General features: G+C 49.6%; 21 protein-coding genes. 9 read left to right on the top strand and 12 right to left on the bottom strand.

Translation table 11 applies throughout. The annotated features are described in order from the left end of the window. Positions 1 to 25: 25 nt before the first annotated feature. Positions 26 to 775, top strand: coding sequence for a phosphate ABC transporter ATP-binding protein PstB (gene pstB, locus EWA64_RS20520; RefSeq protein WP_039428020.1), 750 nt, complete (start codon positions 26 to 28; stop codon positions 773 to 775). Between the two features lie 336 nt (positions 776 to 1,111). Continuing rightward, positions 1,112 to 3,181 (top strand): sensor domain-containing diguanylate cyclase, encoded by a 2,070-nt coding sequence (locus tag EWA64_RS20515; protein WP_061894399.1) that lies wholly within the window; start codon positions 1,112 to 1,114, stop codon positions 3,179 to 3,181. 48 nt (positions 3,182 to 3,229) lie between these two features. Here EWA64_RS20515 and EWA64_RS20510 read toward each other — a convergent pair whose 3' ends face one another. From EWA64_RS20510 to EWA64_RS20485, 6 genes are read right to left on the bottom strand one after another with little or no spacing between them, the layout of a single operon-like run. Continuing rightward, entirely contained in the window at positions 3,230 to 4,846 is a 1,617-nt protein-coding gene (locus EWA64_RS20510; RefSeq protein ID WP_061894400.1) for a BatD family protein, read from the bottom strand. Positions 4,847 to 4,855: 9 nt separating this feature from the next. After that, positions 4,856 to 6,706: a vWA domain-containing protein gene (locus tag EWA64_RS20505; protein WP_061894401.1), complete on the bottom strand. Its 1,851-nt coding sequence runs from the start codon at positions 6,704 to 6,706 to the stop codon at positions 4,856 to 4,858. Then, on the bottom strand, positions 6,699 to 7,637 hold the full coding sequence (locus EWA64_RS20500) for a vWA domain-containing protein (protein WP_082796656.1): 939 nt from the start codon (positions 7,635 to 7,637) through the stop codon (positions 6,699 to 6,701). The genes EWA64_RS20505 and EWA64_RS20500 overlap by 8 nt, the downstream gene beginning before the upstream one ends. A 31-nt stretch (positions 7,638 to 7,668) precedes the next feature. Next, positions 7,669 to 8,139, bottom strand: coding sequence for a DUF4381 domain-containing protein (locus EWA64_RS20495; RefSeq protein ID WP_061894403.1), 471 nt, complete (start codon positions 8,137 to 8,139; stop codon positions 7,669 to 7,671). Next, positions 8,139 to 9,056, bottom strand: coding sequence for a DUF58 domain-containing protein (locus EWA64_RS20490; RefSeq protein WP_061894404.1), 918 nt, complete (start codon positions 9,054 to 9,056; stop codon positions 8,139 to 8,141). The genes EWA64_RS20495 and EWA64_RS20490 overlap by 1 nt, the downstream gene beginning before the upstream one ends. Before the next feature lie 3 nt (positions 9,057 to 9,059). Then, positions 9,060 to 10,016 (bottom strand): AAA family ATPase, encoded by a 957-nt coding sequence (locus EWA64_RS20485; protein WP_061894405.1) that lies wholly within the window; start codon positions 10,014 to 10,016, stop codon positions 9,060 to 9,062. A 287-nt stretch (positions 10,017 to 10,303) separates the two neighbouring features. Between EWA64_RS20485 and EWA64_RS20480 the strand changes: the two genes are divergently transcribed. Further along, positions 10,304 to 12,217, top strand: coding sequence for a methyl-accepting chemotaxis protein (locus EWA64_RS20480; protein ID WP_061894407.1), 1,914 nt, complete (start codon positions 10,304 to 10,306; stop codon positions 12,215 to 12,217). A gap of 44 nt (positions 12,218 to 12,261) precedes the next feature. Continuing rightward, positions 12,262 to 12,462 (top strand): restriction endonuclease subunit S, encoded by a 201-nt coding sequence (locus EWA64_RS20475; RefSeq protein ID WP_061894408.1) that lies wholly within the window; start codon positions 12,262 to 12,264, stop codon positions 12,460 to 12,462. Positions 12,463 to 12,645: 183 nt separating this feature from the next. Here the strand turns inward: EWA64_RS20475 and malK are convergent, their stop codons facing one another. After that, positions 12,646 to 13,761: a maltose/maltodextrin ABC transporter ATP-binding protein MalK gene (malK, locus tag EWA64_RS20470; RefSeq protein ID WP_061894409.1), complete on the bottom strand. Its 1,116-nt coding sequence runs from the start codon at positions 13,759 to 13,761 to the stop codon at positions 12,646 to 12,648. A 663-nt stretch (positions 13,762 to 14,424) separates the two neighbouring features. Between malK and malE the strand changes: the two genes are divergently transcribed. From malE to malG, 3 genes are all read left to right on the top strand, one after another. After that, positions 14,425 to 15,606, top strand: coding sequence for a maltose/maltodextrin ABC transporter substrate-binding protein MalE (malE, locus tag EWA64_RS20465; RefSeq protein WP_045570459.1), 1,182 nt, complete (start codon positions 14,425 to 14,427; stop codon positions 15,604 to 15,606). 73 nt (positions 15,607 to 15,679) lie between these two features. Then, a complete protein-coding gene (gene malF / locus EWA64_RS20460; protein WP_061894410.1) occupies positions 15,680 to 17,251 on the top strand; it encodes a maltose ABC transporter permease MalF in 1,572 nt (523 codons plus the stop codon). A 12-nt stretch (positions 17,252 to 17,263) separates the two neighbouring features. Next, positions 17,264 to 18,154 carry a maltose ABC transporter permease MalG gene (malG, locus tag EWA64_RS20455; protein WP_045570457.1) on the top strand — a complete coding sequence of 297 codons (891 nt, stop codon included), beginning with the start codon at positions 17,264 to 17,266 and terminating at the stop codon, positions 18,152 to 18,154. A gap of 343 nt (positions 18,155 to 18,497) precedes the next feature. Here the strand turns inward: malG and EWA64_RS20450 are convergent, their stop codons facing one another. The 3 genes from EWA64_RS20450 to EWA64_RS20440 form a co-directional block, all read right to left on the bottom strand. Next, positions 18,498 to 18,743 (bottom strand): hypothetical protein, encoded by a 246-nt coding sequence (locus tag EWA64_RS20450; protein WP_039427993.1) that lies wholly within the window; start codon positions 18,741 to 18,743, stop codon positions 18,498 to 18,500. Between the two features lie 161 nt (positions 18,744 to 18,904). Further along, on the bottom strand, positions 18,905 to 19,390 hold the full coding sequence (locus EWA64_RS20445; protein WP_039442576.1) for an acyl-CoA thioesterase: 486 nt from the start codon (positions 19,388 to 19,390) through the stop codon (positions 18,905 to 18,907). A gap of 101 nt (positions 19,391 to 19,491) precedes the next feature. After that, complete coding sequence (locus EWA64_RS20440) at positions 19,492 to 20,400, bottom strand: DMT family transporter (RefSeq protein WP_061894411.1); 909 nt, start codon at positions 20,398 to 20,400, stop codon at positions 19,492 to 19,494. Between the two features lie 99 nt (positions 20,401 to 20,499). On the opposite strand from EWA64_RS20440, the gene EWA64_RS20435 reads away from it, so the two are divergent. Further along, positions 20,500 to 21,288, top strand: coding sequence for an AraC family transcriptional regulator (locus tag EWA64_RS20435; protein WP_039427986.1), 789 nt, complete (start codon positions 20,500 to 20,502; stop codon positions 21,286 to 21,288). 17 nt (positions 21,289 to 21,305) lie between these two features. Here EWA64_RS20435 and EWA64_RS20430 read toward each other — a convergent pair whose 3' ends face one another. Further along, the gene (locus EWA64_RS20430) at positions 21,306 to 22,223 is read right to left on the bottom strand and encodes a M14 family metallopeptidase (protein WP_061894412.1); all 918 of its coding nucleotides are present in this window, start codon (positions 22,221 to 22,223) and stop codon (positions 21,306 to 21,308) included. Between the two features lie 169 nt (positions 22,224 to 22,392). Here EWA64_RS20430 and EWA64_RS20425 point away from each other — a divergent pair, with 169 nt between their 5' ends. After that, the gene (locus tag EWA64_RS20425; protein WP_061894413.1) at positions 22,393 to 23,304 is read left to right on the top strand and encodes a DUF808 domain-containing protein; all 912 of its coding nucleotides are present in this window, start codon (positions 22,393 to 22,395) and stop codon (positions 23,302 to 23,304) included. 28 nt (positions 23,305 to 23,332) lie between these two features. Here the strand turns inward: EWA64_RS20425 and EWA64_RS20420 are convergent, their stop codons facing one another. Continuing rightward, the gene (locus EWA64_RS20420; RefSeq protein WP_244881457.1) at positions 23,333 to 24,427 is read right to left on the bottom strand and encodes a GGDEF domain-containing protein; all 1,095 of its coding nucleotides are present in this window, start codon (positions 24,425 to 24,427) and stop codon (positions 23,333 to 23,335) included. Positions 24,428 to 24,483 lie beyond the last annotated feature (56 nt).

Below are 24,483 nucleotides of genomic sequence, written 5' to 3'. Positions count from 1 at the left end.
ATTTTCCGATTTAGAGATAAAGAACATGAACAAATTTGATATCGAAAACTTAGACCTTTTCTACGGCGACAACCAAGCGCTAAAAGCGATCAACCTACCGATTCCTGTTCGTCAAGTGACGGCGTTAATCGGCCCTTCAGGCTGTGGAAAATCGACGCTGCTGCGTTGCCTCAACCGTATGAACGACCTGATTGAAGGGGTAAAAATCACCGGCAAATTGGCGATGGACGGTGAAGATATTTATGGCAACGTTGATGTCGCCGATCTGCGTATCAAAGTTGGCATGGTATTCCAAAAGCCAAACCCGTTCCCAATGAGCATCTATGAAAACGTGGCTTATGGCCTGCGTGCTCAAGGCATTAAAGACAAAAAACATATCGATGAAGTGGTGGAAAGCTCTCTGCGCGGTGCTGCGTTGTGGGATGAGGTAAAAGACCGTCTGAAATCACACGCGTTCGGTCTTTCTGGTGGCCAGCAACAGCGTTTGTGTATCGCCCGTACGATTGCCATGGAGCCGGATGTGATTCTGATGGACGAGCCAACGTCTGCACTTGACCCGATCGCAACGCACAAAATTGAAGAGTTGATGGAAGAGCTGAAGAAGAACTACACCATTGTTATCGTAACCCACTCGATGCAGCAAGCGCGCCGTATCTCCGACCGTACCGCTTTTTTCCTGATGGGAGAGCTGGTGGAACACAATGAGACGCAAGTGATTTTCGGTGAGCCGAAAGACGATCGCACTCGCGGCTACGTGAATGGTGACTTTGGTTAATGCGAAATTGCTGGCATACAATATTATAACTACAAGCGATGGTAAATCTTGCCCCTCATACGAGGGGCTTTTTTCTATTTGTGGCAGCAAAAGCCTTTGTGGCAATAAAAAGCCGCATAAGATAGCAAGTCTGTTGGCACTTAAATTGTTGCCGCTATCGTATTTGTGACGATTCCAGCAACAGAATTGCGAAGCACTTAACAGCTGATTGTAAATGCCATTGATTGCACATTGACTCGCCGCTAACTTTAATTCGAGAGAATAATTAAGTGGTGTAGCAAGGTGAAGATCAGGAACTTTACACGTAAGGTCTCGTCAACGAGAGATCATCGATTATTGGCGCAAACCATTTTTGAGTTTTTGTCTGAGTTGGTGTGTCCGAAAGCGATGGCGATTTTTGATGATCCGCTGATCAATACCTCTTTTAATTTGCAATACAGCCATGGTGAACCGTGCAGTTTAAGCGAATTTCCAGCCACTTTCTGGCCTTGGGCAGGCCAGTTTGATACCTCCGAAAGCTTGATCCCTCTTGCTATCAACACCTGCAACTGGGATCACCAACAGCCGTTAGGTGGCGCCAGCTACATCATGATGTTGGACAACTATCCGATGCTGCGTACCTATTTGTTAATTCAGGGCGTAAACGAAGGTTCTGCGCATCACATTTATGAAGAGACCCACGATGTGATGCAACTGGCGGCGGCGCGCTGGCAGTGTATTCGCGCCGAGAAACACGCTTGCTTGGAAGTGAAAAACCGCGATATCCGTGAAGCGCAATACATCGACGAAATCAATCAGCGTGAGCGGTTTATCGACAATATGAAGTTGGTGCAGCAAGTGGCATTGGAAATCTCAAACCCCGGTTCGCTCAACGATCTCTACCGAATGGCCGTCGAGGCGCTGCGTGATCGCCTTGGTTTTGACCGCTCAACATTCATGTTACTCGACATGAAAAAACGTTGTTTTAGCGGTACTTATGGTACCGACGAACACGGAAACACCGTCAGCGAATTCCACACTCAATACGATCTGCACCAACTGGGTGAAGAGTACATCACCGCACTCTCCTCGCGTGAAACTAACCTGGTAGTGATTAATGAAACGCCGCTCTATACCGCAGGTAAAGTGGTTGGTCAGGGTTGGAATGTGATGCTGATTTTGCGTGACGGAAACGAGCCCTTCGGTTGGCTGGCGCTGGATAATTTTATTCACCGCAAACCCATCACCAGCTATCAAAAACAGATGCTGCAGTCGTTCGGTGCGCTACTGTCGCAGATCTATATCCGTAAACGGCAAGAGCAAAACGTGCGAATGTTGCACTCCAGTATGGTGGAGTTGTCGCGCTGTACCACAGTGAGTGATGTGTGCCGTTCTGCGGTCAGCTTTGCTATAACGCACTTGGGCGTAGATCGCATGGCGGTATTTCTTACTGATGAGAGCTGCTCTTACATGCAAGGGACTTGGGGGACGGACATTCAAGGTAATGTGGTCGATGAGTCCTATTTCTTTGGTGAAACACAAGATTATTCGCTTATCAATCTCGCTCGTTCTATGCCTAACGAAGTCGCGTTTGAAGAGTCAGTACCAATTTATCACGATTGCAATATTGTCGGTTTTGGCTGGGGGGCGATGACGCTACTCACCAGCAATAGCGATGGCCCGATTGCATTCATCGCGGTTGATAACCTATTAACCCGTGGGCCGCTGACCTCGCAACTGCGAGAGGTGATCCGCATGTTTGCTTCCAGTTTAGCCGAGGTATTGCAACGCACCCAAGCGCAGGAAGCGATTCGTGAGCTTAATGAAAATCTGGAAAAAGAGGTGCGTAAACGGACGTTGGAGCTGGAACAAGCGAATCTGCAACTGGAAGTGCTCTCTAAACTCGACCCTCTCACGCGTCTTGGTAACCGCCGCATGCTCGAACATGTTATGGAAACCGCTTGCCACAATGACGATGATGAGGAACTCGCTTTTGGTTTGATCTTGCTTGATATTGACCACTTTGGCTTGTTCAACAACCATTACGGCCATTTAGAGGGCGATATCGCCTTGATGCGCATCGGCCATATTCTTGAGCATCACACACAAAATGAAGAAGAAGTGTTCTGCCGAATTGGCGGCGAAGAATTTGTTTTGTTGATGGTGGGGAGCGATGAAAAGACGGTCAGAGCAAGAGCGGAAAGTATTCGTGCGCGGATTGAACAAGAGCAAATTACACACGAAGTGAATCCGCATGGCCGTTTGCTCACCGTTTCTGTTGGCGTATCAAGCAAACGAGCCTATGGTCGCGATCTGCATTTTGATCGCCTTTATCAACAAGCCGACCAAGCGCTCTACCGAGCAAAAGAGACGGGGCGCAACCGAGTGTGTCACTATCACGACATCGTTGAAGCGCTCACTGAATAATGGCCATCAATCGATGGCCAAAAATTTTTCGTGCCGTGGCGAGGCCGTTTATAACCTGGCGAGCGGCTGTTCCTGCCTGTTGTGACTTTTCCCCACGCGACTAAGCAAAAGCTTCAGTTGCTCTGGCGTCCAAGCTCCCTGCTGTGCTGAAAAGTGCGCCTGATGCATTAACTCAAGCTGCTGCTCAATTTTTGCACGTAACGCGGCGTCTACCTTATGTTGGTTTAGCCAAACGCGCGTGGCCGCTTCAATCTGCGCCGCGTCGCCTCGCTCAATCGCTTGCAGTACCGAGGTTTCGCCCATGAGAGCCGGTTGCTGATGAGGTGCCTGCGTGCGACGAACTTGGCGGCGCCAGTAAAGTGCAAAAGCAAGCAGAGTGAGAACCCACAGCGCGGCAAACAGACTCGTGAGATAAACCCAAATGGGGGATGCGCCGCTTTCTGCCGCCGGGTTCTGGTTGCTGTCGTTGTTGATCTGACTTGCTGCCGGCAAGCTCGGCAGGTTCAACACTTGTGAACTGCTCGGGGTGATGTCTAGGGTTAACCCAGAGAGCCTAGCACTTTTGGGCTGATCGCTTTGCGTGTTCCACCAATCGATACTCAGTTCGGGTAACGTTAAACGGCCTGTTTGGCTGGGGATCAGCACCTGTTTTACGGTCATTTCTACACTGCCATCATCAGCGGTACTAAACTGTGGCTTTTCTGGGTAGACACGCACCGAATCGGGATAATGGATGGCAATCTCCGGCAGCAGATCCGCCGAGATCCCTTTGGCTTTGAGCTTGATAAGGCGTGTAATCGCACTGCCTTGTTCCACGCTGTCTAAATCTCCCCCTTGGCTGGTTTGCCAACTTTGGGTCAGTGCAAGCTGGCTCGCGGGCAACCAAGGCCGACTGGCGTTGGCCGGGATGGCTTTCACTTCAATGTGTTTCGATTCGCCGCGGCTGTTGAGCGATAGCAGGCGGGCCGAGCCGGTTAAGCTGTCGCCATAAATCAGCGAGCCCTGAAACTGCGGGCCTTGGATTTCATACTCGCCTGCGGTTTGTGCGCTTATCAGGTAGTTTTGCTCGACCACGGTCACTTGCAGTCCTTGTTCGACTACTTGGTATTGCTTGCTTTGTCCGACAGGCTGCATCGACAAACCGTTTACTGAGGGCGGAACGATACGCGGGTTTTCCAACCGTCTTGGGTCAGCTTTAATGCGGATCTCCACTTTTAGCGGTGTGGTCTGCGCGGGGTAGAGCGTTTGTTGCCCGAGCTGCATCGAGTATTGAATGATGTCACTCGCCTTGGGTGTATTGCTATCGCTTGAGACGATCAACTCGATGGGTTGGCTTTGCAGCCCTCCCGCACTGAACGCGGGGATCGTCAGGTTCCCAGTGCGTTTTGGCGAGATGGAAAGTACCCATTCACTTTTTTGTGAGTACTGACCGTTGATGTAGTTCTTGGCCGAGCTGAACTGGGGGCCCGATTTGAAGAAATCGCTGTCGAGTACACTCAAATCAATGTCGCTGGAATCGACAGAAAAATCGGCGCGAATGCGCAGCTCGATCAGCTCATTTTGTGCCAATCGGGTCTTATTGACGCTGGCAACCAAGGCGTTTGCCAAGGCATGCTGACTGACAAAGCCAATCAGCAAGATAATAAACAGGCTTAACTTTTTCATCGGGTTTCGCTACCAAGTTTTTCCATTGTTATCCGGTTTAGGTCTCTTTTGTGCTTGCAACAAGATCTGCGCTTTGAGCAAATAAGCAGGGTCGCGAGCACTCTCTATCGCCTCCAACTTGCGTTTATCGGCATCCACTTCGTCTTGCTTTGCCTGAGCGGTTGGCTGTTGTTCGCTATTGCTACTTTCTGTGGAGTTGGGTTTGCCTTGTTGCTCTTGCTCTTGCTCTTGCTCTTGCTCTTGCTCTTGTGCTTTGGCAGTTTCTTGAGGCTTTGACTCTGCGTCTTCGCGGCGATCATCTTGCGCATTTTTTTTATCTGCTGACGGCGATTTTTCTGCCGTTTTTTCTTGACGGCTGCTCTCTGAACTCGAAGACTGCTGTTGCTGTTGCTGTTGCTGTTGCTGTTGCTGTTGCTGTTGCTGTTGCTGTTGCTGTTGCTGTTGCTGTTGCTGTTGCTGTTGCTGTTGCTGTTGCTGTTGCTGTTGCTGTTGCTGTTGCTGTTGCTGTTGCTGTTGCTGTTGCTGTTGCTGTTGCTGTTGCGCCTTTTTTACCGCCTCAAGGTTGGCTTGCGCTTGGCTAAGATCCGGCTGCTTGGTTAACGCTTGCTGATAAGCCGAAATCGCGTCGTCAAGCTGGCCGTTTTTGGCTAATGCATTACCAAGGTTATACAGCGCCGCTGCACTGTCTGAACTAGAAAACCACTGCGCGGCTTGCGCGTAGTCACCCGCTTCATAAGCGGCTGCGCCTTTCCATAGTGGGTCGCTAAACGTTTGTTGCGCGGCTTGATACTCTCCTGCATCAAACAGCGTTTTGCCTTGTTGATCTGGCGTTAAAAAGGGCGAGGCACTGGCGTTTGGCGTGTGGGCAAGTGGCAGTGCGATGAGCACCATCCAAAATACGCCTTTACGAAACAGCAGCAAACTTAAGCCGAGAATCAGAGGCATCAGCCAAAAACCGCCGTTAACACGAGAGAGACCGCTCTCTTGTTGACGGCTTTCCACCTGCTGCCACAACCCGGGTTGATTGCTGAGCGCGGCAAGCTGTTCGACGTCGCGGTTATCGTGTTGTACGGGAAGAAAAACCCCGCCAGTTTGCGCGGCGAGCTTGGCCATATTGGCCAGATTCGCTTGAGCGACGATTGGCTGACCTTGCGCATTGGTCAGCAGTGAGCCGTTTGGCAGACGCACAGGTGCGCCCGCAGGTGTGCCAACCATCAATACCGAGACGCGCACCGAGTGTCCTTGCAGTAGCGCCAACGCCTGTTGTAACTCGCTGTCGTTGACATCATCACTGATCAGCACGATGTCGCCGCCACGGCCCGAATCCGCTTGCAATTGAGTGAGCGCCAATTGCAATGCGCTGGCTAAGTTTGAGCCTTGAAACGGCATCAGCTCTGGCGACAAGTTTTCCACCAGATTGGCTAGCGTTTTACTGTCGCTGGTCAAAGGGCTGAGCAAATACGCATCGGCGGCGTAGGCAACTAAGGCGGTGCTACCTTCTTGCCATTTGGGCAGCAGATCGAGCGCTTTGTATTTGGCTTGCTGCAAACGGCTGGGCGAGATGTCATCGGCGTACATTGAGCGCGACATATCCATCAGCAACACGCGGTTGTGGGCGAGGTCAAAGCTCGGTAGCGAGTTCTTTTGCCAACTGGGGGAAGCCAGTGCCACGATAGTGAGAGTCCAAGCCAGCAGCCATAGCCAGAGTGTTGAGGTTCGCTGCATGGCGTTGTTTTTGAGTAGGTGCGCGGCAATCGGGCCTGTGCGCCATTTTTTCCGGCTGGCTTGGATCAATATCGCCACGGGGATAACGATAAGCGCAAACAGCCATTGTGGATGAAGAAAAATCAAATCAGACACGGTTGCTCCTAAAAACAAACAGCAATAGCGACAGCAAGAATGCGATGGCTAACGGATAAATGAACCACTCTGATTGCGGGCGCCAGATCTGCACATCGCTGGTGACCGGTTCGAGTTGGTTGATGGCGTCGTAGATTCCCGCCAGCTCTTTGGCATCGCGCGCGCGAAAATATTGCCCGCCAGTCATTTCAGCCATCTGCGTTAAGGTCTTTTCATCCAGATCGGCGGCGGTGTTGACTTTGCGCGTCATGAAAAACTGCTTCACCATCATTTCACCTGCGCCAACGCCGACGGTGTAGATCTTGATTTGATGACGCTGCGCGATTTCAGCGGCTTCTAATGGCGAGAGTGTACCCGCGGTGTTACTGCCATCACTGAGTAAAATAATGGTGCGTTGTGACGCTTTGCTGTCAATAAACGTTTTGCTTGCTAAGCCAACACCATCGCCAATGGCGGTTTTTTGCCCAATCAGGCCAATCACTGTCTGGTTGAGCTGCGCGGCCACCGTTTGGCGGTCTGCGGTTAACGGCGTTTGCAGATAGGCATGGTCGGCGAACAGTACAAGGCCGAGTCTATCGCCTTGACGTTGCTCGATAAACTGTGTCACCACTTTTTTAACTGCGCTCAGGCGGTCGATATATTGACCATCATCCTGCATGTCTTCCTCTTGCATCGAGCCGGATAAGTCGACCACCAGCATCAGATCGCGATATTCAGGCTGGAACTCAATCGGCTCACCAAACCAGACCGGACGCGCCGCCGCGCATAGCAGGCACAGCCAAATCAGGAGTGTCGTGGCTTTGGTGATTCGCCCTTGTTTTGTCTGATTTGTGGTACTGGTTGGCAGATAAGCGAAACGCAGAGCGTGTTCGGTTTTTGCTTCAGGCAGCAACTTGTAAAGAATGAGCGGCAGTGGCAATAACACAAACATCCACCACCAAACAAAACTCAATCCTTGTAGTTCAGCCACGTTTACCTCGCTTAGGCGGTAGTGCCCGTTCAACCCAAATTTTACAGTCGTTGATAAGTTCAGCGTCGAGTTCGCTGCGCTTGCTCTGATATAAGGCGGCCTGCCACTCGTTCATTTTGTTGCAAAAGCGCGCTTCGCCGAGCTGCAAATCGAGAAACTGATACCATTTTTCTCCATGTAGCGACGCGATGGTCTCGCGCGGGAAATAGCACAATGCGGCTTGGCGCAGCAGCTCAATCGCCGAAGATGGGGTATGTGCCACGATCGGTTTTTCAAACAATTTCAGTGCAGTGCGCTTGGCACGTAGCCTATGGGTACGCCAACGGAGATAAAGCACGATACACAGCAGTGTGGTGACCACGGCGGCAAGCATCGCCCACCAACCCCAAGCAAGTGGAAACCAAGAGGGAGCGGCAGGAAGAAGAATAGGCTGCAAGGCTAAAGTATCAGTTTGGGTTGTCATTATTGTTCTGCAATTTGATTGATGAGAGGTTTAGCGCAAGAGAGCGTGCTAAACGGAATTCCATGACGATAACTTAACAGACGAAGCTGCTGCTGATGCTGTTCAAAGTTATTTTTTAAGTCCATTTTTTGTTGTTTACAACCAAAATTAAACCAGCGTGAGGTTTGTCCATCGGTCAGTTTTAACTGGCCCCGGTAATCGGTTTCACCGTACTCTAGCGGGTCATACAGTTGCACCAATCGCACGTTATGATGCTGTTTCAGCGTCGCGATCTGTTCAAGCACCGATGGAGCAAAACGCACAAAATCGCTGATAAAAATGATCTCACTGCCTTTGGCCGACATCCTTTGTAGTCGCGGTATTACTGCGGCTTTATCGAGATGAGTAGGGCTATCTGCAACGACACGATTGTGAGCGCTTAGGATGGCGTTAAGTATCATCAGCCCACCTTTGACCAGACTGGTTGGTTTAAACTCCAGCAGCTCTGAACCCGTATCGATGAGCGCGCCAATCCTATCTTTCTTACTGAGCGTGGTCCATATCAAAACGGCAGCGAGATGGGCGGCTTGAACCGATTTATACAGATATTGAGAACCGAACAGCATATCTGGCCCCAAATCGAGATAAATCAGTACCGATTGCTGTTTGTCTTCGCTGAATAACTTAGTGTGCGGTTTACCGGTTCTGGCGGTGACGCGCCAGTCAATACTGCGAATATCATCACCAGCCTGATACTGGCGTACCTCTTCAAAGTCCATTCCTCGACCGCGCTGGCGGCTGCTGTTCATCCCGCCAAGCACGGACCAAAGTGAGCGTGCCGGAGGCAGCCAGCGTATCGATTGGCTTTTGTAGTACAAAAGCTCCTCCAGCGACAAAGTAACCCCGTTGCTGTGCGGTGGCAGTGCAAACTGAGCCATAAGTTACACGCTGCCAACCAGAGTGAGGAGTTTGTCAATCACCTGATTGGCGTTAACGCCTTCTGCCTGCGTTTGATAGCTCAGCATAATTCGGTGGCGTAGCACTGGGTACGCCATGGCTTGAATGTCGGCAGGTGTGACGTAATCGCGGCCACTGAGCCAAGCGTGTGCACGAGCGCATCGGTCCAGCGCGATGGAGGCTCTTGGACTGACGCCCATGCTGATCCAGCCCGCCAGCTCATCGCTGTACTGCTGAGGAGCACGGGTTGCCATCACCAAGCGCACCAGATAACGCTCCAAGGTTTCCGCCATGTGCACGTTGAGCACGGCTTGGCGCGCTGCAAAAATCTCAGGCTGCGTGACGCGTGGTTTGTCCACCGCCTTTTCGCCTTTGGCTTCTCCCCGGTTGATGCGCAAAATGGCAAGCTCATTCTCTTCATCCGGGAAATCGACCTCAAGATGCAAGAGAAAACGGTCCAATTGCGCTTCCGGCAGGGAATAAGTGCCTTCCTGTTCAATCGGGTTTTGCGTCGCCATCACCAAAAAAAGATCCGGTAGCGGATAAGTATGACGCCCTGCAGTCACTTGGCCCTCGGCCATCGCTTCCAGCATCGCCGCTTGCACTTTAGCGGGGGCGCGGTTGATTTCATCGGCGAGGATCAAACTATTAAAAATCGGGCCGGCTTGGAAAGTAAAATCGCCTGTTTCCGGGCGAAAAATGTCGGTTCCGGTCAAATCGGCAGGTAAAAGGTCTGGTGTGAACTGAATACGGTGAAAATCTCCCTCGATACAATCGGCTAGGCTTTTGACCGCGCGAGTTTTTGCCAGCCCCGGAGGCCCTTCGACCAGAATATGTCCGTCGGCGAGAAGTGCGATAAGCAGTTGTTTAACTAATTCATGCTGGCCAATCACTTGGCCCTCAAGATAGCTTTTTAATCCTTCAAAATGAGCGTGTTGCATGGTTACTTACATCAATTGAGTTTTTTGTCTTTGTTCACAAAAAGTAAAGAAAGTTCCGTTATTTTTCTGTTGATTGTTATTGGGGCTAGGCAGGTGATCTCAAGAGGTGATCAACAGATTGAGGTAAAAAATCGCTCTATGACGCTTTTTCTCCAGTTTTTGCTGACTTAGCCGATATATTTTCTATCTATGAGAAGGTAATAGACTATTCTTTAAAAGTATTTGCCAGTCTAAGCACATTGTGCGCAGGCACCAGACAAAAAGTGATTCTAATTAAAGGTCCAAATATGATGAATCTTCACTCCCTGAGCATTAAACAAAAAGTTGTCATCGGGATAACTTTTGCTGTCCTTGCTTCCACCATTTTACTGGGCATTATGGCGCAGAAACAATCAAGAGACGTTATCAGCCATCGTTTGGTCGATATCGAACTGCCCTTGATCTTGAACCAAATTAACCTGCAAGTCGACAAGGATGTGTCTCAGTTGCTCTCTGCTGCAGAGCAGTTAGCAAAAAATGAGTTTGTGCGTGAAAGTGTGCGTGACACGGCCGATCCGCAAGGCCAAACCAAGCTGATTAAGCAACTGAATAACGTCAAAGAGCAGTATCAGCTTAACGATGCGTCGGTTGCAAACCGTCAGACCGCGTATTACTGGAACCAGAATGGCTTCCTACGCCAGCTCAATCAGTCACAAGATGGCTGGTTCTTTGGCTTTACTAACTCGGGTAAACAGACCATGGTGAGCATTTTTACCGAAGCCAATGGCGAGGTGAAAATGTTTGCCAACTACCAGCATCTGAGCGGCTTTACTATGTCCGGTGTTTCTAAATCGATGGACGACATGGTAGATAAACTGAACGGCTTCCAAATTGAAGACAGCGGTTATGTGTTTCTGGTGGATAGCGCGGGTAAAATTCAAATTCACCGCGATAAGCAGGCGGTAGGAAAACCGCTATCTTCCTACATTGACTCCAACTCAGCTGCACTGCTTAACAAAAGCAAAGCAACTGTGTTGCAGATAGAGATGGATGGTCAAGATGTATTTGTAGCCAGTGCCTATGTGCCATCAATGGATTGGTTTGTGGTCGGCGTGGTGCCTGTCGATGAAGTGTTTGTTGAGTTGAATGCAGCAGCAACGCAGATGATGATCACCACGGCTATTGTGGCGATTGCCTTCATTCTTATGGGCGTTTTCCTGGCCAACAGCATTACCAAACCGATTGAGCAAATTGCGCTACGTTTTACCGATTTGGGTAAAGGCGAAGGCGATCTTTCTCAACGGATTGAAGTGAAAGGGCAAGATGAAATCGCTCAGCTTTCATCGGGTTTCAATGGCTTCATTGAGAAAATCCACGCCACCATGAAAGAAGTGGCGTCGACCAGTATGTCGCTCAGTGAAGCGGCGGAGAGTGTCTCTTCGAAAGCATCCACCACCCACAACAACAGCCAAGAGCAAAGAGATCAAACCATCCAAGTGGTTACCGCGATCAACCAGATGGGCGCGACCATCAGTGAGATTGCGTCCAACGCGGCAACCGCAGCCGATACCGCCAACCAAGCGTCAGACAATACCAAGCTGGGACGTGAAGTGGTGTCGAAAGCGAAAAACGTGATCGCCCGTTTAGCGGATGATGTGGAAGCAACCAGCCAAGTGGTGACGCAATTGGCGACCACGACCAGAGATATTGGCTCGATTTTGGATGTGATTCGTGATATCTCCGACCAAACTAACTTGTTGGCACTGAACGCAGCGATTGAAGCGGCGCGTGCAGGAGAGCAAGGGCGTGGTTTTGCGGTGGTGGCCGATGAAGTGCGTAATCTAGCCAGCCGCACTGCGTCGTCAACCGAAGAGATCCAGAAAATGATCAATCAGTTGCAAAGCGATGCTAAAGATGCGGTGACCGCGATGGATGCAGGTAAAACCGTCACCTTTGAAGGGGTGGAAGCGACTGATGAAGCGGTGCATGTGCTGGTGAGTATCTCCGAGCGCATTGCCGATATCTCCGATCGCAACACTCAAGTGGCAACCGCGACGGAAGAGCAATCGACAGTAGTGCATACGATTAACCAAAATATCGAAGAAATTAACGCCATCAATGAAGTGACCACCAGCACTGCAGAAGAGCTTGCCGAGGCCAGCCGTGATCTTCGTTTGTTGTCGCAACGTCTCGATTCTATGGTAGGTAGCTTCAAACTCTAGAGTCAGGTAGAATTCTACTAGTTTCGATGTTTTAGGTAAGAACCATGACTGATTTTGAAAAAGAGCTGCAAGCAATGTCTGCGGAAGTGGCGCAAGAACCTGAAGTAAAACTGCCTTCTCTAGAAGAGCAACAAGCGATTGTTGCCGAGTTAAAAAAGTTGGAAGCAGAAGGTAAACTGACTCCGGAAGTGCTAGAGCATTATTTCGGTCAGTTTGCAGCGAAAGGTGATGCGCCTATCCACTAAGCTCACCACTCAGTGAAGTATGGATAGACGAAAGGGAAGCACGGCTTCCCTTTTTGTGTGCTTGAAAATTAGGTGCCAGTATGGAGCGTGGGCGCGCTGTGATATTCCTCCGTACCAATAAAAACGCCTTCCATAAGGAAGGCGCTGATTTGGCAACTTGAATGCATAGCGAAGAGGGCGAAATTAACGCTCGACGCCTTTTTCATTAAATAGACGTTTGCAAGCACGGCCATCGCTGTGGAACAGGTGACAACGGTGCGCTGGGATGCCGATCTCCAAGCGATCGCCCGCTTCCACATCAAGCGTATCAGGTTGGCGATAAATTACGTCTGCATCCGCACTTTCTAAGTTGAGGTAAGCTTGCGTTTCGTTACCCAGCTTTTCGACGATCATCACTTCACCATCGATGACGGCGTCGCCATCTTGTGCCGACACTAAATGCTCAGGACGTACGCCTAAAGACATGCGATCGCCTTTATTCACGGTAGTGCCTTCAACAGGGATCCAGAACGAGGTGCCGTTCGACAGTTTGACTTTCACCTGATTGGCTTCGGCATCTTCAATCATGACGCTCATGAAGTTCATTTTTGGTGAACCGATAAAGCCAGCAACAAAACGGTTTTGTGGGTAATGGTAAAGTTCAAGCGGCTTACCCACTTGCGAAACGAAACCGCCATCCAGCACGACAATCTTGTCGGCCATGGTCATCGCTTCCACTTGGTCGTGGGTAACGTAAATCATGGTGCAGCCGAGCTGGCGTTGCAGTTTAGTGATCTGCGCGCGCATCTGGACACGCAGCGCCGCATCAAGGTTAGAAAGCGGCTCATCAAGCAGGAACACATTTGGTTGAGAAACCAAGGTACGGCCAATCGCGACACGCTGACGCTGACCGCCGGATAGGGCTTTTGGTAAGCGTTCTAGTAAGTGACCCAACTGAAGGATTTCAGCCGCTTGTTCAACGCGTTTGTCGATCTCTTTCTTGTCTGCTTTTGCCAGTTTGAGGCCAAAAGACATGTTGTCATACAGATTCAAGTGAGGGTAGAGCGCGTAAGACTGGAAAACCATGCCAACGCCACGTTTAGATGGCTCAACATCGTTCATTCGTTTATCACCGATGTAAAGGTCGCCGGAGGTGATGTCTTCTAACCCTGCGATGCAACGCAATAGGGTCGATTTACCACAGCCTGATGGTCCGACGAAAACGACAAACTCGCCTTCGTGGATCTCTAAGTCGACGTTTTTAGAAATCATTACGTCGCCATACGCTTTACAAACATTTTTTAACGTGACACTCGCCATTTAGCTCGTCCTCGATCAATTTTTTTATAATTCACTGCCCATCATTATATGAATTATGGAAGCGGACAGTAACAGTAGGAATCGGTAAGCAGGGATATGGTAAGAAAATAGGGTAGCACTTTAACAATTTTTAGATTGAAAGTGCTACCCGCCATAGCCAAATACGGGTTTTTCTCCCCCACATTGTCAATATGCCTCCCCCGTGAATAATTACCACAAACATATTGACGTATGCTATTTCACCCGCATGGCAATGCTAAAACCAGCGAAAAATGGGTCTAATCAGACTCTGCTGGAAAGGGTTCTTACCATCCACTCTTGGATGAGTGAAGTTTCTTCGATCCGGAGCAAGCCGACATCCTCCTGTCACAATTTATTGTAGGGGGAGTAGTCAGGGAGGAGCGATAAACTTGTCTGCCAACGCAGAGTGGTCAAACATCACAATAATCAATGCTGCAAATATGAATTCGATCACATCAAGTGACCATTTTGTGATTTAGCTCGCGGTACGGTAACGATGAAGATCACGAAAATACGCCATAATATCGAGGGCGTAGAGGATAGGAGGATGAGTCACAACGGTATTTTTCAGATGATACATGTCGAAATACGGCTCATCCTCTGTGGAGTGGCCCTACATCAAAATATAAAAAGGATACGAACATGAAAAATGCTCTAAGCGCTGTCGCACTAGGTACTCTTGTTGCACTGGGTTCTTTTGGTGCGAATGCTGCCATCGAAGAAGGACAACTGACAATTTGGATCAACGGCGACAAAGGTTATAACGGCCTTGCGGAAGTTGGTAAGAAATTTGAAGCGGAAACGGGCATTAAAGTGACCGTCGCACACCCAGACGGCCTGCAGGACAAGTTCCCACAAACGGCAGCGACTGGCGATGGTCCTGATATCGTATTTTGGGCGCACGACCGTTTTGGCGGTTATGCAGAAGCGGGTCTTCTGGTTGAAATCAAACCTTCGCAAAAAATCAAAGAAGGCATCGTTGATTTCGCATGGGATGCCGTGAAATACGACGGTAAACTGATCGGTTACCCAGTGGCAGTTGAAGCGCTATCACTTATCTACAACAAAGATTTGGTGCCAAACCCACCTAAGAGCTGGGAAGAAGTGGAAGCGCTGGACGCGAAACTGAAAAAACAAGGCAAATCAGCCATCATGTGGAACCTAAAAGAACCGTACTTCACTTGGCCTCTGATGGCGGCTGATGGCGGTTACGCGTTCAAGTACACCTCTGAAGGTTACGATGTGAAAGACGCAGGTATCGCAAAAGACGGCGTGAAAGACGCGATGAAGTTCGTCAAGTCACTGGTTGAGAAAGGTGTTATCTCTGCGGATATGGATTACTCCGTGTCTGAATCAGCGTTTAACCAAGGCAAAACAGCTATGACCATCAACGGTCCTTGGTCTTGGGGTAACGTGGAGAAATCGGGCATCAATTACGGTGTCACCACTTTGCCGAAATTCAATGGCCAGTCTTCTAAACCGTTTGTTGGCGTTCTGACCGCTGGTATCTCAACTGCATCGCCAAACAAAGACCTCGCGGTTGAGTTTATCGAAAACTACCTGCTAACCAACGATGGTCTGCGTATGGTGAACAACGATAAACCACTAGGCGCGGTTGCGTTGAACTCTTTCCAACGTGAATTGGATGCAGATGCTCGTATCGCTGCAACCATGGACAACGCAATGAACGGCGAAATCATGCCAAACATCCCTCAGATGAGTGCATTCTGGGGTGCGGCGAAGAACTCTATCGTCAACGTTGTTGATGGTCGCCAAACTGTGGATGCAGCACTGGCAGACGCAGAAAAACAAATGACTAAATAAATACCCTTTTGAGGAGGGGGTAACTCCTCCTCACTTTTCTCTTTTATGTTTTTATATCGCTAGCAGGTTTCCTATGCAGTCAGTTCAAGGTACAGATGCTATGACAGCTCCAGCAACCAGTGTGCCGGGCAGTAAAAAAGTGCTTATCAAGTGGGCACTTCTTGGCACCATCGGCATTCTAAATGGATACGCAACAATTCTGATGTATTCCCGAGGTGAGGTTGCGTTTGCAATGCTCACTATCATTCTTACTGCGTTAGCATTGTATATTTTTGGTAGTAAAAAGACGTACGCACACCGCTACATTTACCCTGGTATTGCCGGAATGATCTTGTTCATTCTTTTCCCGTTGGCGTATACCGTCGGTCTCGCGTTTACCAACTACAGTGCTAAAAACCAACTTTCTTTGGATCGCGCGCAAACTGTTTTGCTCGATCGCACGTTCCAAAGCGGTGAAAGTTATCCATTCACCCTATACAAAACCGATGCAGGTTATCGCATTGTAATTAAAGATGGTGACGCGTCACTTTCAACGGACGATTTTGTGATGGGCGCTGCGCCTTCTGAGCTGAGTCTGACGCCAGTAGAAACGCCGATTGGCGAAATTGAGCCGATCAAAACCATCGTGAGTAACCGTAGCGCGCTCAACAGCATCGATCTGCATCTCCCTGGCGGTGAAGAGATCCGCATGAGTGGCCTGCGCAAGTTTGCTGGGGTTGTGCCGCTGTACACCATGCAAGCCGATGGTGAGACACTAAAAAACAACCAAACTGGCGAGCTGCTTAAACCGAATATGGATGTTGGTTTCTATCAAGCGATCAATGAGCAAGGCGAGTTTGTTGGCAGTACGGTTTCTCCGGGCTTTGTAGTGCAAATCGGCACTGATAACTTTGAGCGTGTATGGAAAGACGAGGGCATTAAAGAACCTTTCATCAGTATCTTTATCTGGACCGTGGTGTTCTCAATTCTGACCGTCGTTCTTACTCTGATGATTGGCTTGGTATTGGCTAGCGTGGTGCAGTGGGAAGAGCTGAAAGGTCGTGCAATTTATCGTGTTCTGCTGATTCTGCCTTACGCTGTACCTGCGTTTATCTCCATCTTGATCTTTAAAGGTTTGTTTAACCAAAGCTTTGGTGAGATCAACATGGTACTGAACGCCCTGTTCGGTATCAGCCCGAGTTGGTTCTCAGATCCGATCATGGCGAAAAGCATGGTGTTAATCGTCAACACTTGGCTTGGCTTCCCTTACATGATGATCCTGTGTATGGGCCTACTTAAAGCGATTCCTGAAGATCTTTACGAAGCGTCTGCGATTGACGGGGCGAACTTTGTACATAACTTCACTCGCGTAACATTGCCACTGATGATCAAACCGCTAACGCCACTGCTGATTGCTAGCTTCGCGTTTAACTTCAACAACTTTGTGATGATTCAGCTATTGACCTCTGGTGGCCCGAACATGATCGGTACTTCAGAACCCGCAGGTTACACTGACCTCTTGGTTAGCTACACCTACCGCATCGCGTTTGAAGGCGGCGGCGGTCAAGACTTCGGTTTGGCGAGTGCCATCGCAACGTTGATTTTCTTACTGGTTGGCGCATTAGCACTGCTTAACTTGCGTTTCACTAAGCTATCTCAGAACTAAGGAGCAGTAAAAATGGCAATGGTACAAGGTAACTCTCTTAAATACCGTGTCTGGGCGACGCATATTGCTCTGTGGGTTTTCCTCTCAATGATTATCTTCCCGCTGTTGATGATCGTCGCGATCTCATTCCGTGAAGGTAACTTTGCAACAGGTAGCTTGATCCCAGATAACCCATCACTCGAGCACTGGAAGTTGGCACTCGGCTTTGCCGTGACCAATGCGGATGGCAGTGTCACGCCACCACCATTTCCGGTACTCACTTGGCTATGGAACTCGGTGAAAGTGGCGGGCATCACGTCGGTGCTGATTGTAACACTCTCGACCACGTCGGCTTATGCGTTTGCACGTCTGCGCTTTAAAGGCAAAGACACCATCCTAAAAGCGATGATGATTTTCCAGATGTTCCCGGCGGTATTGGCTCTGGTAGCACTTTATGCTCTGTTCGACAAGCTAGGTCAGTACATTCCTTTCCTTGGTTTGAATACGCATGGCGGTTTGATTTTCTCTTACTTAGGTGGTATTGCGCTGCACGTTTGGACGATCAAAGGGTACTTTGAAACTATCGATAACTCGCTAGAAGAAGCGGCGGCGTTAGATGGCGCGACACCTTGGCAAGCATTCCGTTTAGTGCTTCTGCCATTGTCTGTGCCAATCCTCGCGGTGGTGTTTATTCTGTCGTTTATCGGTGTAGTAGGTGAAGTTCCTGTGGCATCATTACTGCTTTCTGATGTAAACTCGTACACATTAGCGGTTGGAATGCAGCAGTATCTCTACCCACAAAACTACCTGTGGGGCGACTTTGCCGCTGCTGCTGTGTTGTCTGCACTGCCAATCACGATCGTTTTCTTACTCGCACAGCGCTGGCTGGTTGGTGGTTTAACTGCCGGTGGTGTGAAAGGTTAATCGCTAAGGCATTAACTGGAAAGTATAAGAATAAGAGCGACCGTAACAGGTCGCTCATTTATTTGTCCTTTGTCTACACTCTTGGTTTGGCCGCCGATCAGTAGCAAAGGCATTTCTGGCGTTACGCATAGCTGGCTGTTAGCTTTGTTCCTTACGCTTAAAAACTAACAGTTTTTGTAACCAGATGCCTGAGTCTAGACTCAGGCTTTTTTATATCTGTAAATTATGTTTCAGACGTGAGAAGACTACCCATTTAGCGACAATTCGCCCAGATGCATGAACACCTGATGCGTATCAGTTCACAAAAATAACCGCGAGTCTGGAAGAATGGGAAAAGAGGGGGTTAAAACTCTCGACTGGATGGGGCGCAGCCTAAGTATTGCAGCAAGGTATAAAGGCTTTCTTGCTGCAGCGCGACTTTGCGAAACAGATCGGCAAACGTAGAGTCACCGCCAAAGCAAGTGCGAATGTAGTGGTTAATCTCATCATTGTTATAACCTTCCACATACATGGTTCTAACCCACTGGTATTCGACAGATTTTAGATTGGAAAGGGTAGTTTCACTCAGTGTCGTTTCCTGAAGTTTCAATTGATGAGCCTGTACTGGTCGTTGGAATATTGCGATTAGAGCAAAGATGAATGAAGAATTTATGACAGATTGGTTTCAGGATGATGTAACAAGAGCAGTGTATTCGTAGAAGTTGGGAGCAGGCTCTGCACGACGGCTACGCGCAGAGCTTATGGAGTTCGTTATTTGAGATACTTAACGTGTGCCTCCATCTCTTCACCGATCTCTTTGCGCATGTTCATCAACCTAATCGCAGATTGTTCCAGCGCTTTGTCTTCATCGGTTTCTGGCACCCACTTTTGAATAGGCGTCGGTGTCCCTTCTTCGTCGACGGCAACCATGATCACAATACAGTGAGTGGTTAAGCGATTTTTTAGATCTTTAGGATCGCTGGCTTGCACATCGATGGCAATGTGCATGGATGTGGTTCCCGTGTAGATCACTTTTGCGCTGACTTCGACCAGATTGCCGACGTGGATCGGGGCGACAAAGCGAATGCCCCCCGCGTAGGCTGTAATGCAATACTTACCACTCCAAGCGGCAGAACAGGCGTAAGCAGCCAAATCGATCCATTTCATCACGGCGCCGCCGTGGACTTTGCCACCGAAGTTGACGTCACCCGGTTCAGCGAGAAAACGAAGAGTAATATTGCGTTGACCACGACTCATTGAGCAATCCTTTATTGGCAAAATACCAGACACTAGATAACAAAGATGTTACTTATTAGCAATCAGTTTAACGTGAGTAGCGCAATAGAGTGCTTCTTGGGCTAAGAGATACTGGCAGCGGTCGCTTCTGCTGGCCCGGGGACACTTTTTTTACGCCGTTTAATCTGCGACAGAATGACGCCGCTGACTACCATCAATCCCCCCGTGAAATGGTAGAGATAGATTTGTTCATCCAACAAGGTGGTCGCCAATGTCACAGAAACCACCGGAAGCAGATTCATGAACATGGCGCTGGAGTCGGCTCCTATGGTGTCGATGGCTTTGACCCACATCCAAGGAGCAAGAATCGACGCAGCAATGCCAGCGTACAAAATCAGTGGTAACGCAGCCGATGACGGTTGCAACTGTTCGCTGGTCAGCCAAAGCGGCGTGAGCATAGCCACGGCAAACAAGCCTTGCATGTAAATCAGTGTCCAATTAGACATCGGCATTTTCCAGCGCTTGAGCAGCACGCAATAGGCGGCGTAGACGATAGCGGCAAGTACCATCAAGCCATCTCCCGGTGTGATCGGTTGGTGGAAAAAGTAGCTTGGATCGCCCTCGCCGAGCATCAACGCTAAGCCTGCCAGTGAGATGACTCCGCCAACCAGACTCAGTGGTGAAATCTTTTTACCAAGCAAGGGCAGACTTAAAAATACGCTCAGCAGCGGCACCAGCGAAGTGATAAGGGACATGTTCGATGCCGATGTGGTAAGCCCAGCGTAGTAACCGAGCGACTGATTGAGCACCATCCCTAACATTGCCAGAAACGCCAGTTTAGTGAGGTGAGGCTTGATGGTTGCCCACTGGCGAATGACTCCCGGCAGACAAAATGGCGTTAAAATCATCATCGCCACAAACCAGCGGTAGAAGCTCATCGCACTGGGTTCGATGGTGGAAGCCGCGAGTTTATTGACAATCGAATTGCCACCCCAGATGAATACTGTGAATAACGGAAGAAGATACACCATGAGATCCTGCTCGCACTATGTAAGTTGAATTAGAGTTTGGCAGGTCTGTATAATTATATGTATCTCCAATCAGACATTGCGCGTGACAGGAAGACAAGTTTGAAAAAAAAGACGCGAAACCTCCATCCTTCTTTATCGATAGAGCGGGCACCATCCGACGTATTCATGAACTTTGAGGCGTTTCTGTCCAATACCGAGACGCGTGCGCACAGTCATCCGTGGGGGCAAGTGCAGCTGATCAGTGGCGGCATTCTGGAGATGGAAGCGCAAGGCACCCGCTTTCTTGCGCCGCCGCATTTAGCCATTTGGGTGCCTCCGGCCGTGACACACAAGAGTTACAATCGTCGCCCGCTTGAATATTGCTCAATGAATATCTCCAGCAGTTTGACTGACCAATTTCCCGCCAAAACCAGTTTGATCAAGATTACGCCCATTGTGTCGGCGATCATTGAAGATTTTCGCGCTCGTGATATCAGTGTGGCGCAAAGTGATGCTGACAAACGTTTGGTGCAGGTATTGCTCGATCAGCTTGCGACGCAAAAAACCGAACACCACTTTTTGCCCTCGTCGAATAATAAATATCTGGCGCCTGTGCTGGCGTATGTGGAGGAAAATCCGACCGACGGTACGCCGCTTTCTGCTTGGGCGGAGCGCGTACACACCACAGAGCGCACACTTGCGCGGCATTGTCAGAGTGAATTAGGGATGAGCTTTACCGAGTGGCGGCTGCGCGTGCGTTATCTTTACTCGATGGAACTGTTGCGCAAAGGGCAAACGGTAAAAGAGGTGGCGCTGACACTGGGTTACAATCAGGCGAGCCCATTCATTTCGATGTTTAAAAAATACTCCGGGCTAACCCCGGAGCAGTATAAAAGCCGTTTGCTGTAACCAAGTGGAGTTTGGCTCTAAAGCGTGCTGATCACGTAATCCAAACCGCCGACAATCGCTGCCACTTGTGCGTCGTTGCACTCTTGGGCGGTGACTTTAGGGCTGTCAGGATAGACTTCCGTGGTGGTGCCAAAACGGCATTGCGTGATGCCGCCGCAAAGCCCCAGTTTCGCCATTGGGTAGTTGATCACGCCGTGCTGCACCACGCTAGAGCCAATGATCTCGCCATTGTCATCCGCTGGCGCAATGTGCGTCACTTTCGCCACGCAAGCAATGACCGCTGCTTGAAACTCTGGCTGCGGGTTTTCGCTGTCGCCGACGGTGTAAAAACCATCCGGAATGTTACCGGGTTCAAATTCTTGGCCATCACGCGCTGCCAGCGCTGGGCGAAATTCGCTTTCGTCGCTGTCGGTTGTTTCGTGTAGATCGAAATGCACCAGCACATCGCCTAACTGCGCGACCAAACTGAGTAAATTGGCCGATTCTTCTGCTGGGCTATTAGGATAGAAAGAGCGATTTGGATCGAGTGCGTTGGGGTTCCAACGGTTGATCACTTCATAACCCCAAGGACTGACACAAGGTACGCACACCAGATTGAAGTGAGATTCGTAGCGTTTACCCTCGGTTGCCATAAACTGCAAAGCGCCATGCACACCGCTGGTCTCATAGCCGTGTACACCCCCGGTAATCAGTACCGTTGGCTTTGATTCGTCCCAATGTTTGCTCTTGAGGCAAAAAAGCGGGTAACGCTCGGGGTCGTAAGAGAGCGCGCCATATTGCGCGACGTCAAACTGCTCGGCCAAAGCTTGAATCTTTGGCACCACTTCACTTTGGTATTCACGTTGAATGTGAGTTTGAGCTCGCCAAGCCAGGCGCTCCTCTTCTCCCCATTTTTGTCCCGGTGTTCCGATTGGGTAAGTTTGTCTTGTTTGCATGGCATTCCCTTTAGGCGTACCTGTGGATGAAAAGCCAAGGGTAGATCGACTCTGAGCCGAAAACAACCGAGTGAAGGCGCTTCCCATCGCGATCTGAATTATCGCTTTGCAAGAGTCGAGGCCGCTGTTACATTTTGAAATACAGTAATTTATATAACGAGACAACAAAATGGCAGGGGCGAGTTTATTAACCTTATTGGATGACATTGCCACCGTGTTGGATGATGTGGCCGTCATGTCTAAAGTGGCGGCGAAAAAGACGGCTGGTGTGTTAGGGGATGATTTGGCACTTAATGCCCAGCAAGTGTCTGGGGTGAGCGCAGAGCGGGAAATTCCGGTTGTCTGGGCGGTTGCCAAGGGTTCGTTTAGAAACAAATGCATTTTGGTTCCTGCGGCGCTGTTGATCAGTGCTTTTGTCCCTTGGTTAATCATGCCGCTGCTTCTTCTCGGTGGTCTGTTTCTCTGCTTTGAAGGCGCGGAGAAAATCCTTGAAAAGTGGCATCATGCACAACCATCAAAAGAGAAGGAAATCGCAACGGAACAAGCGATTACCGATATTGCTGCCTATGAAAAACAGAAGATTGCAGGGGCGGTACGAACCGATTTTATCCTCTCGGCGGAAATTATCGTGATAGCGCTGGGGACGGTGCAAGGGCAAAGTACCAGCGCGCAAATATTGGTGGTGAGTTTGATCGCTTTTGTCATGACTATCGGTGTCTACGGCCTTGTTGCGGCGATTGTCAAACTCGATGATCTTGGCTTTTATCTCGAACGCCGCTCGCAAGGCAAGGGGATTGGCAACACGCTGGGTCAGAGCTTCATTCGCTTTGCACCTAAGCTAATGAAAGGGCTGACGATAGTGGGAACGGCTGCTATGTTCCTTGTCGGTGGCGGCATCGTGGTGCACAACGTTCCGGCCATCCATCATCTGGTTGAACCAGTGTTAATGAATTTCTCGGCATACACTTTGGCCAATGCGCTGCTCCCAGCGCTACTTAACGGTATTATTGGGGGGCTCGCGGGGTTAATCGTGGTGGCTATTGTCACTGGTTTGCAAAAAGTTCGTGCTCAGTTCACTTGATAACCACACAGTTTGCTATTTTGCGGGTTTAAATATCGGACACCAGGCAGACTCGATTGCGGCCTTTGCGTTTTGCTAGATACAAGGCCGCATCCGCTCGGTTAAGCAAACTATCCCATTCGTCGTGTTGCAGCAATTGCGCGACACCAAAACTGGCGGTACAAGGCTCTTGCTGTTTGGCGGAAAATTGTGTCTCAGACATGATTTGCCGCAGCTTTTCGGCCACCACTAATGCACTGTCTAAGTTGGTGTCGGGCAGCAGAATTAAGAACTCTTCTCCACCGATACGAAATGACAAATCTTGCCCACGCAAATGTGTGTTGAGCAGTTGTCCGATTCCTGACAAGGTAACATCTCCGACTTGATGGCCATATTGGTCGTTAACTTGTTTAAAATGGTCTATATCCAGCAAAATAATCGATAGTTCAGAGTGGGTCCTTTCTACTCGCGATAGCTCTCGTGGCACCATATCTTCCATCGCTCGTCGATTGTAGAGGTTAGTGAGAGGATCAAGCAGAGAGGTATTATAAATGTTGATGACCAAGCGCGCGTTAACCATTAGTGGGAAGGTAAAACCAAGTGCCAGAATCAGTGCGATGGAAAGGAGAAAGGAGATCTGATGTACATCACTTGCGAGCATAAAATCGGCTATCTCTGCACTGTGATAGGTGAATCCGGCGCGAAATAGCATCCACAATGACATCAGCGAAAAGGCGGCTGAAAGTAGCCGTACTGCGATGGGATGATCTTTCGCTTCCCCGCGAGCGACGACGTAGGCGCTGAGCGCGCAACAAAGAGAAATGTACATACTCAACACCATGATTCTCGCGTTGGTCGACATTTGGAACTCTGAGTAAAAAATTAAATACAACACCAGCACAGGAAAGCCTGCCAACGCGATGGCGGTGTTGTTGGATGAGGCCTGGCGGAACTGGCTGAGCCCGGCGAGGATTAAGGCATATCCCAAACCTATGGCACTGTTGGCGAGAATCTTTGATAGCCAGAAAGTGGTTGAGTTGCCAAAACTGAGTGCCAGAAAGCCAAATGCAATCAAAAAGATAGCGAAGACGAGCGTTTGTAACCCGCGAATATGAGTCGTTTGAATCGCTTTTAGCATAAGCATGCCAATACCGTAGGCAGTCGAGACCAATACGGAAACAATGGACAAAGTTCTTATAT

Origin of the sequence: Vibrio cidicii (assembly GCF_009665415.1) — a bacterium.
Lineage (GTDB): Bacteria > Pseudomonadota > Gammaproteobacteria > Enterobacterales > Vibrionaceae > Vibrio > Vibrio cidicii.
This window is presented reverse-complemented; position numbering and strand designations above follow the sequence as displayed.

Excerpts from the sequence above, each read along its gene's own strand:
- pstB (WP_039428020.1), top strand. The coding sequence starts at position 26 with ATGAACAAATTTGATATCGAAAACTTAGACCTTTTCTACGGCGACAAC.
- EWA64_RS20510 (WP_061894400.1), bottom strand. The coding sequence starts at position 4,846 with ATGAAAAAGTTAAGCCTGTTTATTATCTTGCTGATTGGCTTTGTCAGT.
- EWA64_RS20500 (WP_082796656.1), bottom strand. The coding sequence starts at position 7,637 with ATGTTTGTGTTATTGCCACTGCCGCTCATTCTTTACAAGTTGCTGCCT.
- EWA64_RS20495 (WP_061894403.1), bottom strand. The coding sequence starts at position 8,139 with ATGACAACCCAAACTGATACTTTAGCCTTGCAGCCTATTCTTCTTCCT.
- EWA64_RS20490 (WP_061894404.1), bottom strand. The coding sequence starts at position 9,056 with ATGGCTCAGTTTGCACTGCCACCGCACAGCAACGGGGTTACTTTGTCG.
- EWA64_RS20485 (WP_061894405.1), bottom strand. The coding sequence starts at position 10,016 with ATGCAACACGCTCATTTTGAAGGATTAAAAAGCTATCTTGAGGGCCAA.
- EWA64_RS20480 (WP_061894407.1), top strand. The coding sequence starts at position 10,304 with ATGATGAATCTTCACTCCCTGAGCATTAAACAAAAAGTTGTCATCGGG.
- EWA64_RS20475 (WP_061894408.1), top strand. The coding sequence starts at position 12,262 with ATGACTGATTTTGAAAAAGAGCTGCAAGCAATGTCTGCGGAAGTGGCG.
- malK (WP_061894409.1), bottom strand. The coding sequence starts at position 13,761 with ATGGCGAGTGTCACGTTAAAAAATGTTTGTAAAGCGTATGGCGACGTA.
- malE (WP_045570459.1), top strand. The coding sequence starts at position 14,425 with ATGAAAAATGCTCTAAGCGCTGTCGCACTAGGTACTCTTGTTGCACTG.
- malF (WP_061894410.1), top strand. The coding sequence starts at position 15,680 with ATGCAGTCAGTTCAAGGTACAGATGCTATGACAGCTCCAGCAACCAGT.
- malG (WP_045570457.1), top strand. The coding sequence starts at position 17,264 with ATGGCAATGGTACAAGGTAACTCTCTTAAATACCGTGTCTGGGCGACG.
- EWA64_RS20445 (WP_039442576.1), bottom strand. The coding sequence starts at position 19,390 with ATGAGTCGTGGTCAACGCAATATTACTCTTCGTTTTCTCGCTGAACCG.
- EWA64_RS20440 (WP_061894411.1), bottom strand. The coding sequence starts at position 20,400 with ATGGTGTATCTTCTTCCGTTATTCACAGTATTCATCTGGGGTGGCAAT.
- EWA64_RS20430 (WP_061894412.1), bottom strand. The coding sequence starts at position 22,223 with ATGCAAACAAGACAAACTTACCCAATCGGAACACCGGGACAAAAATGG.
- EWA64_RS20425 (WP_061894413.1), top strand. The coding sequence starts at position 22,393 with ATGGCAGGGGCGAGTTTATTAACCTTATTGGATGACATTGCCACCGTG.
- EWA64_RS20420 (WP_244881457.1), bottom strand. The coding sequence starts at position 24,427 with ATGCTTATGCTAAAAGCGATTCAAACGACTCATATTCGCGGGTTACAA.